The organism is Pedobacter anseongensis, assembly GCF_037482965.1.
Classification (GTDB): Bacteria; Bacteroidota; Bacteroidia; order Sphingobacteriales; family Sphingobacteriaceae; genus Pedobacter; species Pedobacter anseongensis.
Genome location: NZ_JBBHKB010000001.1, coordinates 1,142,457 through 1,159,654, shown reverse-complemented (window position 1 = coordinate 1,159,654; position 17,198 = coordinate 1,142,457). Strand labels below are relative to the sequence as shown.

Here is a 17,198-nt window from a genome sequence, read left to right as displayed (position 1 = left end):
AAAAATGCACCTTAAACAATCCTTCCCATAAGCGGATCGGTCTGCGTTTCTAAGCCTGTTTCTACTCTGCCTGCAAAGCGTTCTTCGAATGTGGTATTTCCTTTTATCTTAACACTTAAATCGTACCAATTGAAGGATCTTTGCAGGTTTATTACTACTTGGGATGTACTGTTAGCAGGGAGTTCTTTCGTAATTTCTTTTGCTTTATAGGCATTATCTGAAATGTTAAAGGTTAAAGGTTTTGAACTAATGTTAACTAAATTAACAACCACATTGCCTGTTAATTTAGTTGCCTTTTCATAAGTTAGTGCAATTTTAGCTATTGCATTATTTGCATTACCTTTAAATTCTCTAAAAAAGCCATTTGGTCCATTAACTCTTAGGTGATAGTTATTATCTTCGAAGGCATTAACAGGCCATTGATAGTTTAACATATCTCCGGCTTTAACCGCAAAGGCCCAATTTTTGCCAATTTCTTCTTCGTTAAACTTAACGGGTGTTTGAACGTTGAACGGACTGCCGGCCGAGGATTTTCCAAAAATGGAATCACCAGCCGCAAAGTTAATTTCGAAACTTTTCTGGTCAGCCGTTAATGCCCCATCTACATACAACTCATAAGGTAAGGCGCAAGCTTTTCTGGTTCCTTTTTCTTGCAAAGAGAAAGAAGAAGGGTTGGCGGTTATTTCTTCAATTTCGGCAGGAGATAACTTTTTAAATGCTGATGGGTCTTCTTTAAACTTAGCGTTAAAAATGGTTTCGATATTTGCATTCCTATTTAAGAAGGGAATTTTTTCAAGTGGCGCACCGTTGTAGGGCGTAAAAACAGAGGTTAAATTGCCACAAATGGTACGTCGCCATTCGCTGATGTTGTCGATTTTGATCGATTTCCCAAATTTTTTATTCGTAAAATGCGCTAAGAATTGTAATGTAGAGGTGTGGTCGAACACTTCAGAACAAACTTTTCCGCCCCTGCTCCATGGCGACGCCACGATTAGCGGTACTCTAAAACCTAAACCAATAGGGGCTTCTCGGGCCTGATTTTTTGGAATACCTTGCTTAATTTCGTTTGCAATACGCACATGTTCGATTTCAGTTTCAATTCCTTTTGATACTTTTCCAGTACTTGGAATAGTGTTATCTGGGATAGAAAAAGGAACTACATGATCAAAATAACCATCATTTTCGTCGTACGTAGTAATGAAAATGGTTTTCTTCCATATTTCGGGGTTTTTGGTGAGGATGGCCAACACTTCAGATACGTACCAAGCACCATACCATGGTGCGCTAGGGTGGTCGGAGAAGTTCTGTGGACTAGCTAGCCAAGAAACGGTAGGGAGTTTCCCGGTATCTACATCTTTTCTAAACTGGTGCAATACATCGCCCTTTGGCACCTTTAGCTTACGCTGTATGTCGTTATCCATATAGGTAAGCTCTATAATTTTGCGATAATTTGGGTCGCCAGCATTAACTGTAAATGCACTATGGTATAAGCTTTTTTGTTTTGCGGTAAGTTTCTCGTAGCTTTCTTTGTTCCAGATTTTTAGCTCATTTCTGGCATTGTCTAACGCTTCTTGTTTACTTTTTAAACTGGCTTTTGCTTTTAAGGTGGCTTGCTCGTCTGTCGGACTAGCTTCCTGTATTTTATCAATCTCAGCCGGTAAGGTTTCGACCTGTTTTTGTAGGCCTTGAATGTATCGCTCAGCGAACTTTACATTGTAAACTTTAAAGAATTCTAAAAGGTTACACCCAAAATTAGACAACCAAGCACGTTCTTCGCCAACAAAACCACCACCACAGCTAATTTCGTTCTGGTAGAAATTCCAAGAAATGTTGTTTTCGCTTAAGAGTTCTGGAAAAGTTTGCCAGCCTAACTTGGCACTGCTATAATCGGTATTTCTGATGTGCGCTTTTGGAAGTCCGTCTGTTTCTTCGGTAATTTTGCCTGTCCAAAAGAAAGAGCGATTGGGCGTGGTGCTGGTCATAGCCGAGCAAAAGTTCTGATCGCAAACGGTAAATGCGTCAGCCATTGCATAATTAAACGGTATATCTTCTCTAATGTAATGACCCAATGTTAACGGCATGGCTGCATAGGCTTTGTTGCTCGATTTTTTAGCTGGCAACCATTTGTCGTATTTGCCCTGGTTATACGCATCAACCTGACTTGCGCGAGAATGGGGCAATGCGCCCATCCACGTTACTTTACTGTCTTTTATATTTAGTCGGAATGGCGCATAGGTATTGCCTACAGCATCGGTCTGCAGCCAAACGGGGCGTTTATTAGGGAGCTGATGTGCTCTTGGATCGTTAAAGCCACGTACCCCTTGTAAGGTGCCAAAGCAATGGTCGAACGATCGATTTTCCTGCATTAAGATCACAATGTGTTCGGCATCTAAATACGTGCTTCCCAATGCCGGGTTTATGGCCATTGCACGTTGTATAGCGCTGGGCAATACATTTGCCATCATAGCACTGCCCGAAAGTAATGCGGCTTTCTTTAAAAAATCTCTTCTTGAATCCATTATCACTAATTATAAGTTAAATATACTAGTTCTGGCTTCAAAAATACCTAAGCTATGCTAAGCGAATTTTAAATTGAAACGAAATTGTTATCGTTCTCTTCTTAATTTTTCCCTGTGTAGTATTCCCCAGTTGGCTAGTGACTGCAGCACTTCGCTCAAGGTGTCGGCATACTCGGTAAGTTGGTATTCGACCATAACTGGGGTTTGCTTATGGTGAACGGTTCTTTTCACAAAGCCGTTCATTTCGAGTTCTTTTAGCTCGGCTGATAATACGCGAGCCGAAATACCCTCTACCGTGCGTTGAATTTCGTTAAAGCGTTTACTTTCTTCTCTTAAGGCTACGATTACACGTAATTTCCATTTCCCTCCAATTACATATAGTGCATCACCTATGGCGGTAAGCATGTTAGCACATTGTGTGGTAGTGATTTGGCTTTCTTTCATAATTAATTGATTTACAGTATGCTATCATAAAGTATAGCGCTAACCTTTTGTATACTACTAATATTTAATAAGTAAATGTAGATAGATTTGCCGACATGAAGAAAATATTAAATTTAATTTCGAGTCCAAGGGGCGAGAATTCGTTTAGCATAAAGTTGGGAAATGCGATAGTTGGGAAAATTCAAGAAGCTTATCCGGGAAGCTCTATTAAGGAGAGCAATTTGATAACGAAGCAATTTCCGCATTTAGAAGAAGCACATATCCAAGCTTTTTTTACTCCGAAAGAAAGTAGAACGCCTGAAAATGCGACGGCGATTAGGCATTCGGATGAAGCCATTGCAGAAATTATGGATGCTGATATTATTGTTGTTGGGGCACCACTATATAATTTTGGGATACATTCTACCTTAAAGGCATGGATCGATCATATTGCGAGGGCTGGGGTTACATTTAAGTATGACGAGAAGGGCCCCGAAGGATTGATTAAAAACAAAAAGGTCTATGTAGCGCTATCTGCTGGAGGAATTTATAGTGATGGGCCATACAAACCATTCGATTTTGTGGAACCGTATCTACGGGCTGTTTTAGGGTTTTTGGGGATGACTGATGTTACTGTTTTTCGTGTAGAGGGAACAAATGTTCCAGGAATAAAAGAAGGAGCTTTGGAAAAGGGGATTAATAGTATAGTGATTGATTAGTTCGGGCAATTCGTTAAGGATAATTTTTTTATATATTTGCGCCTGTTGATTAATTTTTCAGCAGGTCCCGTAGTTCAACGGATAGAATAGAAGTTTCCTAAACTTTAGATATGGGTTCGATTCCCGTCGGGACCACTTAGAGGGAATAGAGTTTGAAAAACTTTATTCCCGTTATTGTTTTGTTGTCTAAATGTTTGTTTACTAGGAAGATAAGAATAGGTAAAGCCTCTATTCTGGGGTTCGATAAAATTTAGCTAAAAACTTGAATTTCGAAGCCAATTTTAAAAATCTAAGGTAAAAAGTGGATTAACAGCTGTTTTAGAGGGTTCGATTCTCGTCACCTTTTTCGTCTTTTGGTACATATATATCAATTGCTAATTGGCCAAATTTGTACATGAAGTCTAATATCAATTCAGCTTGTTCATAAGAGACTTCTTGGCCATGTTCTTTTAAAATTTTGACTGCTTTTTGAGGTTTAATATAGCGTTTAGGGTTTAAGCATTTCATAATTTTTAATTAAATAGTTGATACTTATTATGAACATTTTAAGCGTCGACTTTGTTAATTAATGTTAAAGAGCAACAAAATATACAATATTTGTGTACTTTGTATATGTATAGTATTTTGTGATTTTATAATAAAGAATTTATAACTTTGCATGTCTAATCGAACGATGTATTCAAATAAACACCTCAAAGAAGTGCTTTGCACTTTTAAATTTCTTCCAGGCCCCATAAAATGGGACAGTGGCTTCTTCGGTCAGTTTTATGATAAGATTCAAGCGGATGGCTTTTCTATGAGGCAGGAAAAAAAGGGAATTGTTTTTGAAATAGGGAGCCTGAATAATGGTATTCCAGTCACCCCTAACGTTCAAGAGGCCGAATCGCAAATGATTTTTAGAAACCCTGAGAAGAATTTTGCTATCTCTATGGGCAATTCTTATATTACTTTTCATATTGTAAACACCTATGAAAATTGGGAGGTCTTCAATGAAAAGCTTATGCACCCGTTTATGGAAAAGTATCTTGAGCTGGGCATATATGACAAAATACAAACCTGTCAGGTCGTTTATCTGAATAGTTTCGAGATAGTTGCTGAAGAGCCTTTATCGGATTATTTTACTGTGGTTTCACCTCCGTTTACCAAATTTGGGAAAGAAGCAGCGGTTCAGATATCCAAAAATTATGTTGCTCCAAATGGAATAGTTCTTAACTTTAAAATTAATCCACAGCATACAACTAAACAAAATACGAAAAGTATAATGTTGGAATGTGGAGCTGTAGGAACAGTAACCATGGGCCGACAAATAAGTGATTGGAAGACAATATCACAAGATGTAAAAAATCCTGTTAAGGATTTTTTTGAATCTATTATTACTGAAAAACTTAGACAAATATTATAATGGAGTTTTCTGGATTTATACCGACTAGCTATCAGCCAAGCATGTTTTCTTGTGTGAGCATGGAACACGAAAGTGTTTTAGTAGCTCCTGCAAAAACAGAAGTGTTGGATATGTTTGTGACAGAATTTCCACGGTTCTCAGATGAGGATATTCCGCAAACACAATTCGCTTTTCTTTATTTTGAACAAGATAAAGTGGACTTCCTTAAATATCAGGATACAATCCAACATCTTTCAAAAGGTCTATTTGGCGACACTCAACTTCTTAGCGACTTTGAGCAAAGTATCCTCAACCAAACCTTTCAGAAGGCCTTAAAAGCTAAACCAACTAGGCCTAATAGGTTATAAAATGGCATTTGGTGAACACTCATGGGTTGAATTGCTGCCTTCTTACCTGACGAGTGAGAATAAAGGCCGCCTACAACAAGGGATTGAACAGTTTTATCCTGAAAATAGGAATGAAATTTCATATGACAATTTCTACAGAGACTTTGGTCATAAGTATTTCCTTCAAGGTGATATTGTTCTGGATGTTAGGATGGCAAATTGGAACACAGACACTGCTAGTTATGAAAAAACTTATATCGAAGGTTTAATACTTAGCAATACTTGCGACATTTCATTAGAAAATAAAAGAGATGTAAATCCAAAACAATGCTTATTCGCTCCTTTAATAAATTTGGAAGAATTTTTGGCAGATTTGTCAAGCAATGGGTTGTCAAACGACAAATTAGAAACATTTCGAAAAAATGTTAAAAGCCAGCTTTATTCAAACATTTTTTACATGCCAAGTGCTAGGGACGGTGAAAATGACCGGATTGCACTCTTGGATAAGGTATTTTGGTTTCCAATAGAAGAAATGGAAGGACTTATTGAGACAATTGATGAAGAAAGGATTGCTTCTTTGGATCATTATGGCTTTTACCTTTTGAATTTCAAACTATCGTATCACTTTTGCCGATTACCAGAACAATGTGACAGGGTAGCTTAAGGTTTTTCATGGTCTTATAATCCTTCCAAGGTTTAATTTGACTTTTTTGGTTTAAGAAATCTTCTAATTGAATTAGAAAAATGTTCTTCATTAAAAAAAGTTTGAAATCTGTCTCGTAGAGATATTTAAAATCACTCTTCTTTGCCTAGAATGTCAATAATCAGCTGTAAATCTTCCAAAAAATAGTTTGAAATTGGTGTCTTTGAGACCACTTAGAGGGAATAGAGTTTGAAAAACTTTATTCCCGTTATTTTTTTACAGCATAAGCTTCTGTTTATTAGCGAGATGTGACTGGCAAAATCGCCCATTTTTGGGTTCGATAAATTTTAGCTAGAAACTTGAATTTCGGAGTAATTTTAAAAATCTGAGCTAGAAAGGGCATTAACAGCTATTCTGAGGCAGTTCGATTCTCATCACCTTTTTCGTCTTTAAATACATATTGATCAATTGCTATTTGACCAAATTTGTACATGAAGTCCAATATCAATTCGGCTTGTTCGTAGGTGACCTCTTGACCATGTTCTTTTAAGTAGATCGAGAAGAGTAATTAGCATCTAAATAGATATTGGACGAGTTTTGAGAAAGGATAGCATATGGTTTTGGCTGCAATTGATCGATACTAAAAAGGATTAGTGAAGATGCCTTCTGCAGAATGCGCCCGCTTGATTAACAATTTAGCATTTAGTCTTTAAATTTTCAGATTCGATCCACTTCTTGAATTATCTATTAGATTTTCCTTTAATGGGAATATTAAAAGTGTCCATATTCTAGCAGCCCGAGATGAGGAGAAGGATAGTAATGATTGCTTTCATTGCAAATGATCTTTAACTACTTCGATATTTTCAAGTTAGCAAAATCTCCGTTCGAGTTATTGCCGACCCAAAAGCCAATTTTTTTACCAGAAGAATTTGGATTAAGTGTTGGAACCTCTAGGCAGGGCATTTGGCCTCCGTTCAAAAAAACTTTAATTCTATTCTCTTTCACTTCAATCTTAACATGGAACCAATCTGTTGCTTTCACAGTTGGGGAATTGATACCTGATTCATATTTGTCCTTGTGCGTATTACGGAGTTGTTGAAATCCGAACTTTGGCTCAAATGAGTATTGTACAGCATGGATCCTACGAACCAAATCAGTAGACTGGAAATTGAAGGGGCGAAAATAGACCGATTCATAAGTCTGATTGTCTATACCATGGAAAGCAATCCCAATAAAACTTTTTTGCATTAAATCACGGCCTTTTGCATCAAACTCAATAGTGCCCTCAGAAAAGAGTAAATCTTTTACCCAAGCTACACCGGCTCCGGTACCTTCACTTAGTCTGATGATCGAATTTTCGTTTTCTGTAATCTGTTCAACGGTACGATTGTAAGAGATATATGCTGATTGCAGTGATTTTGATTCCTGAGACCACGCCATTGAGAAAGAAAAGTAAGTCAGAATGAACAATATTTTGAAGTGTTTCATGGTTAAGGATTTTAAACGGGTAGAAGTGAAAGCTTTAGTAAAACTAGCAAATTAGTTTAAAGTTTGCAATATAGGTTTGATTACTATTTATGAATTTAAAAGTTGAAGCGATCAGGAAAGTTTGAAATCGGTGTCTTTTAGACAATTCAAAATGCTTATTTTTATGTTCTTTAATGCTTTGCCATGTTAAATAAGATTACCATCATAAAGCTTCCCGGCAATAAAGCAACAATTAGGCCTTCTAATTGTTAAATATATTTCACCTAAAATTATATAGATGTTATCTAACTTAAAATACTTCATTACTATCTGTCTATTGACCCTTCTTATCATCTCCGGTTGTACAGGCGAACAAGATAAAAAACGATTGGACGATCGTGAACGTAGCATCGAGCGCAGGGAGAGTGAAGTTGCGCGACGTGAGCAGCAACTCAAAGCCAGTGAAAAGCTGCTTATGACAAGGATGCTGCAATTAGACAGCGCAAACAATTTAACAGACAGCAATGGGGTATATAATGCAAATATTGTAGGCGCATGGAAAGTAACCATGCAGTGCACTGAAACCACCTGTACTGGATATGCCGTGGGCGATACAAAAACCGAACAGTGGAATATCACCTATGAAAATAATAGGGTTGTTGTTAAAGCTTACGCCAAAAAGAAATTTATTAGAACATATAATGGTATTTTTAGTAAAAATGCCATAGAGCTAACGGCCGACCAGCCGGAGCTAAAGATTCATCTCGACGTAACGCTGGCTCCAGAAGGTGGGCGTGACGAATTGATGACTGGACACCGGACGATCAGCAAAGAAGAAAACGAATGTCGAACCGTATTTGGCCTAAAGGCCGAAAAAATATAACATCATATGGTTCTATTAAATACTGATTTTTCACTGCCGTTGACAAATCCTGTCATTGTATTTTCCCTAGTGCTGTTCATCATCCTTTTCTCACCAATTTTATTTAACAAATTAAAGATCCCATACATCATCGGTCTCATCATAGCTGGAGTAGTAATAGGCCCATATGGCTTTAACCTTTTGCAAAGGGATGCTGGCATCGTATTATTCGGAACTGTGGGACTACTTTACATTATGTTCGTTGCAGGTCTTGAGATCGATATGGATGAATTTAAAAAGACTAGGCTACATAGCGCAACCTTTGGCTTGTTAACCTTTATTTTTCCATTAGTATTGGGTTGCCTAGCCGCCTTTTTCTTATTAGATTTTGGATGGATGCCAGCACTATTGCTAGGAGCGATGCTGTCTACCCATACCCTGCTCGCTTACCCGATCGTGAGTAAATACGGCATATCTAGGATCAGAGCGGTAACATTAACAGTTGGAGGTACCATTATCACAGACATTCTTTCGCTTCTGGTTCTAGCAACGGTAACGGGAATGACAAGGGGTAACATTGGGCCGTCTTTTTGGATTAAGCTTGCTGTAGGCTGTTTGGTATTTGGCTGTATCGTATTTTTTATTTTTCCGCTCATTGCAAGATGGTTCTTCAAAAAGTTTGATGACCACGTCTCCCAATACATCTTTGTGCTTGCCATGGTTTTTCTGGGTGCCTTTCTTGCGGAGGTAGCCGGATTGGAGCCAATTATTGGGGCCTTTTTGGCAGGGCTTGCGCTTAACCGTTTTATACCACATGTATCACCCTTGATGAACCGAATAGAGTTCGTTGGCAATGCATTTTTTATCCCATTCTTCTTAATCAGCGTAGGGATGCTGGTCGATGTAAGTGTACTTTTTAAAGGGCTAGGCGCAATCAAGGTCGCAGTAGTTATGATTGTAATTGCAGTGATCTCAAAATATATAGCAGCGCTGGTTACGCAAAAAACCTTCAGGTTATCCAAAGATGAACGTGGGCTAATCTTTGGGCTGAGCAATGCGAGGGTTGGGGCTACGCTTGCGATTGTGCTTGTAGGATACAATATTATCTTATCCGAAACCGCTTCCGGAGACCCCGTGAGACTTTTGGATGAGGACATACTGAATGGCGCGATATTGATGATCCTTGCTACCTGTACCATTAGTTCCTTTGCGGTTGAACGATCTTCAAAACGTATTGCCATAAAACAGTTGGGCAGTAGTGGTACAGATTCAAACAGTAATGAAAGAATCTTGATATCTCTGGCCTATCCCCAAACCATTGCCGAGCTTGTAGATGTGGGACTTATGTTTAGACAAAAAAAAACCGACGTGCCAGTATATGCGCTATATGTGAACGATGAAAATCTGCCTAACGGCAACAAAACTGCGATCGGTAAGAAAATAATGGATACTGCACTCAAACACGCAACCGCTACAGAGAATACGTTAATTCCCCTTTCGCGATTCGACAGCAGCATCAGCAACGGAATTATCCATTCGATTATGGAACACAAAATTACGGATGTGCTGATAGGGATGCACCATAATTTCGATGAACAGCATTTTTTCGGGCCTACTGCCGAGGATATTTTTAATCGTATATTAGAAACCATCTATATCTACAGGCCGGTACAGCCTTTTAATACACTAAAAAGGCTTGTTGTGGTGGTGCCAGCAAATGCAGAATTTGAAGCGGGATTTTTACATTGGTTTGCAAAGCTAGATACCTTTGCAAAGGCTTCGGGCCTGCCGATTGCATTTTATGCATGCAATGAAACCATTACCGAGTTAAAGCACGCCAAAGAAAAACGTGAAGCACCAGCACCAATGACTTTTAATGAATTTTCCAATTGGGAGGATTTTCTGATTTTTAGTGGAAAACTAAAAATTAATGATTTGTTTGTAATCGTGACCTCAAGAGTAGGACACTTGTCTCATAACGCTTATCTTGAAAAGCTCCCAGGCTACCTAACTGGTTATTTTAAACAGAACAGCTACATGATCCTCTATCCAAAACAAAACCCTTTAGAGGCTCCTTCTAAGATGCAGGATAGGCCGGTTAAAGTTTACCCTGATACTACACGGGTCGGTTTAATGAATGTTTTCAAAAAGATTTTTAAGTAATGCCCCCGTAGCCAATTTAACGAATACTTCAACCTAATCTTTTTAGATGTTTCAGGAATATTCGTCATCTAAATTATATTTTCTATTTTTGGCTGGTATTGTTATGTGTTAGAAGTTTAAATCCTAATTATAATAATTATGAACAAAATCAATTTTTTGCTGCAGAATACAGTTTTGATTAAGCTTTGTTTCTTATTTGTACTGATGTCGATTTCTTTCAGCACCCGTGCCCAGATTGGTAGGGGATGCTATGTAGGTGGCGTGCTCTATACTGCAAATACTGCCAAAGGAAATAAATATTTTTACCGAACATCGGGTGTGAAGACCACACCTTGCGAATTCGTCCGTACCGGAAATCAGGCGCACTGTAGGCTCTACAACGGCGGAAATATAAATAACAATGCAAGCTATACAAAATATCTCAATGCTTTTAGTAACGACTGGGATGAGGTTATCTGCCCCCTAGACCAATATGTATGGGTATTGTTGGCATCTTTCTCTACAATTTCCTTTTTTAGGTTACGCGCAGCCAACATGGTGGCCAACTAACTTTCCTTCCCTAAGGGTGCACCATTGCCCATCCTTGGTATTGTCGGATAATAATTTCACCATTGCCACTCGGTACATAGCTAATGAAATTAAACAGGCTATCTTTTTCTATCTTGCGCTCGCGGATGGTATTCTCGCACTGAGCCAAAATTACGCCTCTCTCTTTCAGCGCTAAGAGTGTTTTTTCAAAAGCACCGTCCTTCTTATACACCACAAAACCATCTCCAAAGGCAATTAGTTCCACATCCAATTTGCCTTTCAACCTTGGGTCGTCTAATGCATTCTTTAAGTTGCGTAGTGTACTCGTAATTTTTTTCTCGTCCCCACTATTAAGGATGTAAAGCGCTTTGTAGTTTTTACGTGTTGCTTTTGCGCCGATGAAAGGTTCTGGTGCTTGCTGTGCAAATGCCACTTGTCCGAACCCTAGGAATAGGAAAAAAAGTAAGGATAATTTATTCATCTGTAAATATGGTTTTTATTTTTTTTGAAATGCTGCGATTTCTGCAAAAGGGCCAAATTTATGTTGCTTTTCCGTAAATGAATCTGCATAAGGTCCAAAGGGCGAATCTACAGGTTTTTTATTCAAGTCTGGGTAATCTTTGCTTTGATCTTTATGTGGGCGGGGTTGGGAATTTACAAATGCTGCCACATCCCAAGCCTCTTCATCGCTAAGCTGAGCATTTGGATAACTTGTGCCAAAAGGCATATTGTTTTTCACAAACCCTGCAAAGTTACTTAAACGGAAAAGTCCTGCACCATCGTTATAACTATGTAACCCCCATAAGGGAGGATAAGTATATTCGTCTTTATTAGCCGAAAGCACACCTTCTCCACTTGTACCATGACAACTTGTGCATTTTTGTAAATACACAAGCTCTCCCTTTACCGGGTCTGCAGCCCTCTTCAAGTACATTAGCTTTTGGCTGGAAGTGCCGAAAACTTTTTCTCCCTTTTTTACGCCTTCACCCACCCATTTCATATAGGCAAGCATCGCCTTTACCTCTTTTCCCTCAGAATTAGGAGCAGTTCCATTTAGGCTGCGCTCAAAGCAATCAGCAATTCGTTCAGAAGGTGGGTCGTTTCTACCCGATCGGGCACTCACTTTTGGGTAGCCGGATAGGAAGACGGAATAATTATTTGCAAAAATCTTTGTGCCCCCCTTTAAATGGCAGTTCTGGCAATTCATGCCATTAGAAATTTTCGCTACCGATCCATTCGGGCCAAAATACCTACCAGTATGTATAATAAGGTCTTTTCCATAACGAATCATTTCTCCATCCTCTCCGTTAGGAATCGAAGAATCATCGGGAGCCGACCAGCCGGTAGCTGGCAATTTATTGTTGGTTACCAAGTTCGAAGGAGAATTACCCGTCCAGAAGAATGAAATGCAGAAAACGATTCCACAAACTACAAAGAGGATAGAAATTGTGGCGGTTATCCTAGACGTATAGACGATTCCTTTCTCTACCTTTTTATTTTCCTTAACGGTCATTTTTGTAGTCTTGTAGGAATCAAATTTAGAATAAATTAGCCTTCTTTTTCACTAATTCCCACAAAATTAAAAGGATCAGATTTTTAATCGATTTAATTTTAACTTAATTTTGAATATGATGAAAAGGAATTTCTTGCTTTTTTCTATTTTATTGTGTTGTGTATGTGCATGTAAAACTAAAATAAGCAATTTAACAGCATATAATAGATATCTTCAGAATTTTAATACACATATCTTAAACGACTCATTGCAATTGCATATTACAACGCCTGCAGATATTACTTATGTGATTGCTGAGCCGTTGATCAAACACGATCTGAAATTAAAAGGGATCAAAACAACTAATCCTATTTTGGTGTATGGAAAAACCACCGACCCATCGTATCAATTTTTAGTAACTATTGGAAGTAAGAAGGAGAAACCCCAAAAGAATAAAATAATAGCAGATACTCTTATCAACCAATTTAACCTGCATTTTTTAGGAATTCATGCGAATAACCCTGAGGGAGCCTCCCTAAAAGCAGATTTGAAAAAGATATACGGGAGCCTAAAATCTGGTTCCGATTATATGAAAGATACTGGTTCAGTAATGTCGATCGTAAATAAGTCGATGTCGTCTAATACCTTCTTGAAAGCCCTTACAGAGATTAGGCAGTTTCCAATGCCTAAAAATCAAGGCAATAGCTTAGAATTACAGATGCAATTAACATTTTCTTCATTTTTAGGCAACAATCCTTTTTATGAAAAATTAATTCATCAGATCGAAGGTTCTTTTAAACCTAATGATAGTATTGTAAGCATCATTAAAAAGAATTTAGTAGTTGAAGACGCCATGTTGGATACCATCATAGCCAAAGCTAAATTAACCAATGTGGTGATGATCAATGAAAATCATTTCTATCCCAATCATCGCTCTTTTATTTTGGCTATATTGCCTAAGCTTAGGTCTGTTGGGTATACACATTTGGCTCTGGAAGCACTATCTGCACCTTACGATAGCTTATTGAATGAGCCTGGGGCTTATCCTACCTTAAAAACGGGCTTCTATACGCGGGAACAGACTTACGGAAATTTGTTGCGTGAAGCAAAAGCCCTCGGTTTCCGTTTTGTAGCGTATGAAAACGAGAATACAAGTAAAGACAGAGAATTGGGGCAGGCCGAAAACCTATACGGCAAAACAATTGGTGTTAATGAACAGGCTAAAGTAGTGGTTATTGCAGGTATTGATCACATTTTAGAGGACCCCACATCTACTGGTAGAAAATGGATGGCCGCTCGCTTTAAAGAACTTTATCACATCAATCCCTTAACCATTAGCCAAACCCATTTTAATCTTTACCGGAAGAACAGCATAGCTAATTATCAACTGCTTAGTAAAAGTGAACTAAATGGAATTAAGAATAGTGCATCTGTAGATTATTTTCTTTTAAATAACAATTTAGAACAGCCATCACTTTGGAAAGAAAAATTTAACTATCAAAATCGTTTTGGGAATGAGGTGCAAATAAGTTTATTTTATAAGGAAGAAATGAAGAACGATAAAGATTATTGGCAAAATATTCCTTATTTTACAGCGCTTGTACCTGCTGGGGAAAGCATAAAAATACCCTATAATAAAGAAAAGCCTGCTTTGTTAATTACTTATGACAAACTAGGGAATGTCTTACAAAAACAACTCGTCCCATAAGTTTAACTGTTAAATAAGATGAAAACACATGTAATGAGAGTAAGGATATTTGTAATGGTTGGCTGTTTGATAATTTTACCAAACCTTGTTTTTTCCCAATCGAGGGATAGTTTACAAGTGCAATTAATAGAAAAATGGGCGAATGCCAAAACGTATGCCCTAAAAATGGCTGAGTTGATGCCAGAAAATAAATATAGCTTTAAACCAGTTCCAGAAGAGATGTCTTTTAGAGAGCAATTACTGCATATTGCCCAAAATATCGAATGGCTATCTACGAGTTACTTGGGTGCCTCACCAGAAATTACTAAAAAAGATACCGTTACCAAAACAAAAAAGGAAGTTATAGCCCTACTAAGTGCAGCATATAATAAAGGGTTGTCTGCTCAATTAAGCCTGGCTAGCGCCGATTTAAACACAAAAGTTAAATTTTTCGCTGGTCCTAAATCTAAGCGACAGATTTTGGTGTTACTCCATGATCATCAAGCGCATCATGTTGGTCAGATTATTGTATATCTTCGTCTAAATGGCATCAAGCCGCCTGATTATGTGGGTTGGTAAAGCTTAAACCCCGCTGTTTACAAAAAACCCCCCATCAACATTAATCACCGTTCCCGTCACAAACGCCGATGCATCACTCAATAGCCATTGCAAAGCGCCAATTAATTCATCGGTATTGCCAAAACGTTTAAATGGCGTTTGCTTAAGTACTAAATTACCGCGGTCTGTGTACGAGCCATCGGTATTGGTTAATAGCGCCCTATTTTGTTCAGTTAAAAAGAACCCAGGTGCAATCGCATTCATCCTTATTTTATCACCAAATCGATTGGCTAATTCTACGGCAAACCATTGCGTATAACAATCAATCGCGGCCTTGCCCATGCTGTAGCCTAAAACTCGAGTAATTACTCGCTTTGAGCTCATAGAAGAGATGTTTACAATGCTGCCGGTTCCAGCATCAAGCATCGCTTTACCGAAAATCTGTGTAGGAATTAACGTTCCCCATAAATTAAGTTCCATTGCCTTTCGCATCCCATCTATGTTCATTCCGAAAATATCATCATCTTTCATGATAATGGCTTCTGGAATATTTCCGCCTGCGGCATTCACTAAGCCATCAATTCTACCAAAAGCAGCTAAAACTTTATCCTTGGCCCTTTCCAATGCTTTTTCATCCAGCACATCTGCAATTAAGGCAATAGCCTTTCCTCCATTTTTAAGGATCTCATTGGCCCTTTCGTTAGCAACCTTTTCATTTCTGCCTAAAATCCCAACTGTTCCACCTGCTTCGGTGATGCCTTTTATAAACGATTTTCCAATTATTCCTGTCCCGCCTGTTACAACAATTACTTTGTCTTTTAAAGAGAAATTATTATTCATTATTTTATTTTTTTACCCTATAGGCACATAGAAAACATACCTATCTAGCCTATGTATCTATGTGGTTAAATTAGCATTTATAATTTACTTTTTATCTATTCAATTTGTTTTGATGTGTTTCATGTGGCAATTTCCACGTATCTGTTCTGAACGACGATGCCGGTAAACCATCATTATTGTATAATTCTGCCTTCACAAATTCTTTGTATGCATATCTTACCGCCACAGGTTTCGTTACTTTATCACTCTGTACAGTAACCTGGTTTGCTTTAAGCGTTGCCGTTGCTGGATAAAAAACCTTATCCTCTCCCGCAATTTCGAATAAGGTTAATGGCTTCCTATACGAGGTTAAATAGGGGGCATTATCAAATGTCAACACCGCTTTTTCGCTATCAATTTTCATCCTACTTAACTCTGGAGATTTATAGGCTATGCCTTTAATGCCATACGTTTGTCCTAACGCCCAATACGAAGCACGTTGCGCTAACGTAGTTTTATCCATAAAATGGATGTCGTTATCCATCCCCACATCGAGTGCCGAAATCATTCCGCTATTTGGGATAATCTTCGAATCTTTTAGCTGCGCTTCGCGCAATCTTGGACCGCTACGGGTTTTATCCTTGCCATCGTAAGGTGCAATTTGCACATAGTAAAAGGCCAATTCACCTAATCCCCATTGTTTTCTCCAGTCGGCCACCATTGCCGGAAAATAGAGCTCATAGCGTTCAGGATTGTGTCGGTTCGATTCGCCTTGAAACCATAAGAAGCCTTTAACGCCATAGCCAACAAGTGGAGCAATCATTGCATTAAAAAGTGTGGTAGCATATTTATGCTGATCTTTAACTTCTGTTAAACTAGATAAAATTTTAACTTCTGGAAAATCTTTTAGGCTACCATTACTCATCCACGCTTCCACGGTAGTGCCACCAACAGTCGATAAAATAATCCCTACCGGAACGTTTAACTTCTTCTGTAAAATTTGTCCATATTGAAAAGCTAAGGCACTATACTCGCGAGCAGTTTCTGAAGTAGAAGGCATCCAGTTCCCTTTTAAATCGGCTACAGGTGCTGCTGATGTGGCTCTACCAACTCTAAATAATCTCAACTTCGAGTTATCGGCATTCATGATAATTTCGGAAGCATTTAGAATTGGAGAGGAATTGCCTCTTAAGGGCATCTCCATGTTCGACTGACCCGAACATACCCAAACTTCGCCAATTAAAATATCATTTAACTTTAGCTTTTCTCCATCATCAAAGCTGATCTCGAAGGGCCCTCCCGCTGTTGGTGTAGCTATATTTACTTTCCAATTTCCATCATCATTTGTTTTTAGGGTATAGGTTTTTTTATCCCATGAAGGGATGATGATAACTGTAGCATTTGATTTTGCTTTACCCCATAAAGCAGCCTTGCTTTTCTGCTGTAAAACCATGTGGTTGCTAAAAATGCTCGGCAACGAGACTTTAGCAAAACAGAATGAGGTATAAAAGATTGAAAAAAGAAGGAGGTAACTAATTTTAGGTAAGCTCATAAGATATACGCTTTGATAAATAAAGGTAAGTTTAATTG

17 protein-coding genes and 1 tRNA gene are annotated in these 17,198 nt (G+C 38.3%); 10 read left to right on the top strand and 8 right to left on the bottom strand.

Annotation, left to right across the window (positions count from 1 at the left end; translation table 11 throughout):
• Positions 1-11: 11 nt before the first annotated feature.
• Both WG904_RS05145 and WG904_RS05140 read right to left on the bottom strand, forming a co-directional pair.
• Entirely contained in the window at positions 12-2,519 is a 2,508-nt protein-coding gene (locus WG904_RS05145) for a phosphocholine-specific phospholipase C (RefSeq protein WP_339578221.1), read from the bottom strand.
• An 87-nt stretch (positions 2,520-2,606) separates the two neighbouring features.
• On the bottom strand, positions 2,607-2,963 hold the full coding sequence (locus WG904_RS05140; RefSeq protein ID WP_339578220.1) for a winged helix-turn-helix transcriptional regulator: 357 nt from the start codon (positions 2,961-2,963) through the stop codon (positions 2,607-2,609).
• Between the two features lie 95 nt (positions 2,964-3,058).
• Between WG904_RS05140 and WG904_RS05135 the strand changes: the two genes are divergently transcribed.
• Both WG904_RS05135 and WG904_RS05130 read left to right on the top strand, forming a co-directional pair.
• Entirely contained in the window at positions 3,059-3,661 is a 603-nt protein-coding gene (locus tag WG904_RS05135; RefSeq protein WP_339578219.1) for an FMN-dependent NADH-azoreductase, read from the top strand.
• A 63-nt stretch (positions 3,662-3,724) separates the two neighbouring features.
• Positions 3,725-3,796: transfer RNA gene (locus tag WG904_RS05130), tRNA-Arg, on the top strand.
• Between the two features lie 183 nt (positions 3,797-3,979).
• Here the strand turns inward: WG904_RS05130 and WG904_RS05125 are convergent.
• Positions 3,980-4,168 carry a hypothetical protein gene (locus tag WG904_RS05125; protein ID WP_339578218.1) on the bottom strand — a complete coding sequence of 63 codons (189 nt, stop codon included), beginning with the start codon at positions 4,166-4,168 and terminating at the stop codon, positions 3,980-3,982.
• A gap of 166 nt (positions 4,169-4,334) precedes the next feature.
• On the opposite strand from WG904_RS05125, the gene WG904_RS05120 reads away from it, so the two are divergent.
• Genes WG904_RS05120 through WG904_RS05110 form a run of 3 tightly spaced genes read left to right on the top strand, consistent with a single transcriptional unit; the run spans position 4,335 to position 6,053 of the window.
• Positions 4,335-5,063 (top strand): TIGR04255 family protein, encoded by a 729-nt coding sequence (locus WG904_RS05120; RefSeq protein WP_339578217.1) that lies wholly within the window; start codon positions 4,335-4,337, stop codon positions 5,061-5,063.
• On the top strand, positions 5,063-5,410 hold the full coding sequence (locus WG904_RS05115) for a hypothetical protein (RefSeq protein ID WP_339578216.1): 348 nt from the start codon (positions 5,063-5,065) through the stop codon (positions 5,408-5,410). The genes WG904_RS05120 and WG904_RS05115 overlap by 1 nt, the downstream gene beginning before the upstream one ends.
• 1 nt (position 5,411) lies before the next feature.
• On the top strand, positions 5,412-6,053 hold the full coding sequence (locus WG904_RS05110) for a hypothetical protein (protein ID WP_339578215.1): 642 nt from the start codon (positions 5,412-5,414) through the stop codon (positions 6,051-6,053).
• A gap of 828 nt (positions 6,054-6,881) precedes the next feature.
• On the opposite strand, the gene WG904_RS05105 is transcribed toward WG904_RS05110, so the two are convergent.
• Positions 6,882-7,520, bottom strand: coding sequence for a 3-keto-alpha-glucoside-1,2-lyase-like domain-containing protein (locus tag WG904_RS05105; protein ID WP_339578214.1), 639 nt, complete (start codon positions 7,518-7,520; stop codon positions 6,882-6,884).
• A 277-nt stretch (positions 7,521-7,797) separates the two neighbouring features.
• Between WG904_RS05105 and WG904_RS05100 the strand changes: the two genes are divergently transcribed.
• The 3 genes from WG904_RS05100 to WG904_RS05090 all read left to right on the top strand — a co-directional run bounded on the left by WG904_RS05100 (position 7,798) and on the right by WG904_RS05090 (position 11,073).
• Positions 7,798-8,382 carry a hypothetical protein gene (locus WG904_RS05100; RefSeq protein ID WP_339578213.1) on the top strand — a complete coding sequence of 195 codons (585 nt, stop codon included), beginning with the start codon at positions 7,798-7,800 and terminating at the stop codon, positions 8,380-8,382.
• Between the two features lie 6 nt (positions 8,383-8,388).
• Positions 8,389-10,524, top strand: coding sequence for a cation:proton antiporter (locus tag WG904_RS05095; protein ID WP_339578212.1), 2,136 nt, complete (start codon positions 8,389-8,391; stop codon positions 10,522-10,524).
• A 138-nt stretch (positions 10,525-10,662) separates the two neighbouring features.
• Positions 10,663-11,073: a hypothetical protein gene (locus WG904_RS05090; RefSeq protein ID WP_339578211.1), complete on the top strand. Its 411-nt coding sequence runs from the start codon at positions 10,663-10,665 to the stop codon at positions 11,071-11,073.
• A gap of 10 nt (positions 11,074-11,083) precedes the next feature.
• Here the strand turns inward: WG904_RS05090 and WG904_RS05085 are convergent, their stop codons facing one another.
• Together WG904_RS05085 and WG904_RS05080 are read right to left on the bottom strand one after the other, a co-directional pair.
• The gene (locus tag WG904_RS05085; protein WP_339578210.1) at positions 11,084-11,533 is read right to left on the bottom strand and encodes a DsrE family protein; all 450 of its coding nucleotides are present in this window, start codon (positions 11,531-11,533) and stop codon (positions 11,084-11,086) included.
• A 15-nt stretch (positions 11,534-11,548) separates the two neighbouring features.
• On the bottom strand, positions 11,549-12,565 hold the full coding sequence (locus WG904_RS05080) for a c-type cytochrome (RefSeq protein ID WP_339578209.1): 1,017 nt from the start codon (positions 12,563-12,565) through the stop codon (positions 11,549-11,551).
• A gap of 118 nt (positions 12,566-12,683) precedes the next feature.
• On the opposite strand from WG904_RS05080, the gene WG904_RS05075 reads away from it, so the two are divergent.
• Together WG904_RS05075 and WG904_RS05070 are read left to right on the top strand one after the other, a co-directional pair.
• On the top strand, positions 12,684-14,252 hold the full coding sequence (locus WG904_RS05075; protein WP_339578208.1) for a hypothetical protein: 1,569 nt from the start codon (positions 12,684-12,686) through the stop codon (positions 14,250-14,252).
• Positions 14,253-14,270: 18 nt separating this feature from the next.
• The gene (locus WG904_RS05070; RefSeq protein WP_339578207.1) at positions 14,271-14,810 is read left to right on the top strand and encodes a DinB family protein; all 540 of its coding nucleotides are present in this window, start codon (positions 14,271-14,273) and stop codon (positions 14,808-14,810) included.
• 3 nt (positions 14,811-14,813) lie between these two features.
• Here WG904_RS05070 and WG904_RS05065 read toward each other — a convergent pair whose 3' ends face one another.
• Positions 14,814-15,629, bottom strand: coding sequence for an SDR family oxidoreductase (locus WG904_RS05065; RefSeq protein ID WP_339578206.1), 816 nt, complete (start codon positions 15,627-15,629; stop codon positions 14,814-14,816).
• Positions 15,630-15,720: 91 nt separating this feature from the next.
• Positions 15,721-17,160 (bottom strand): sialate O-acetylesterase, encoded by a 1,440-nt coding sequence (locus WG904_RS05060; protein ID WP_339578205.1) that lies wholly within the window; start codon positions 17,158-17,160, stop codon positions 15,721-15,723.
• Between the last annotated feature and the right edge of the window lie 38 nt (positions 17,161-17,198).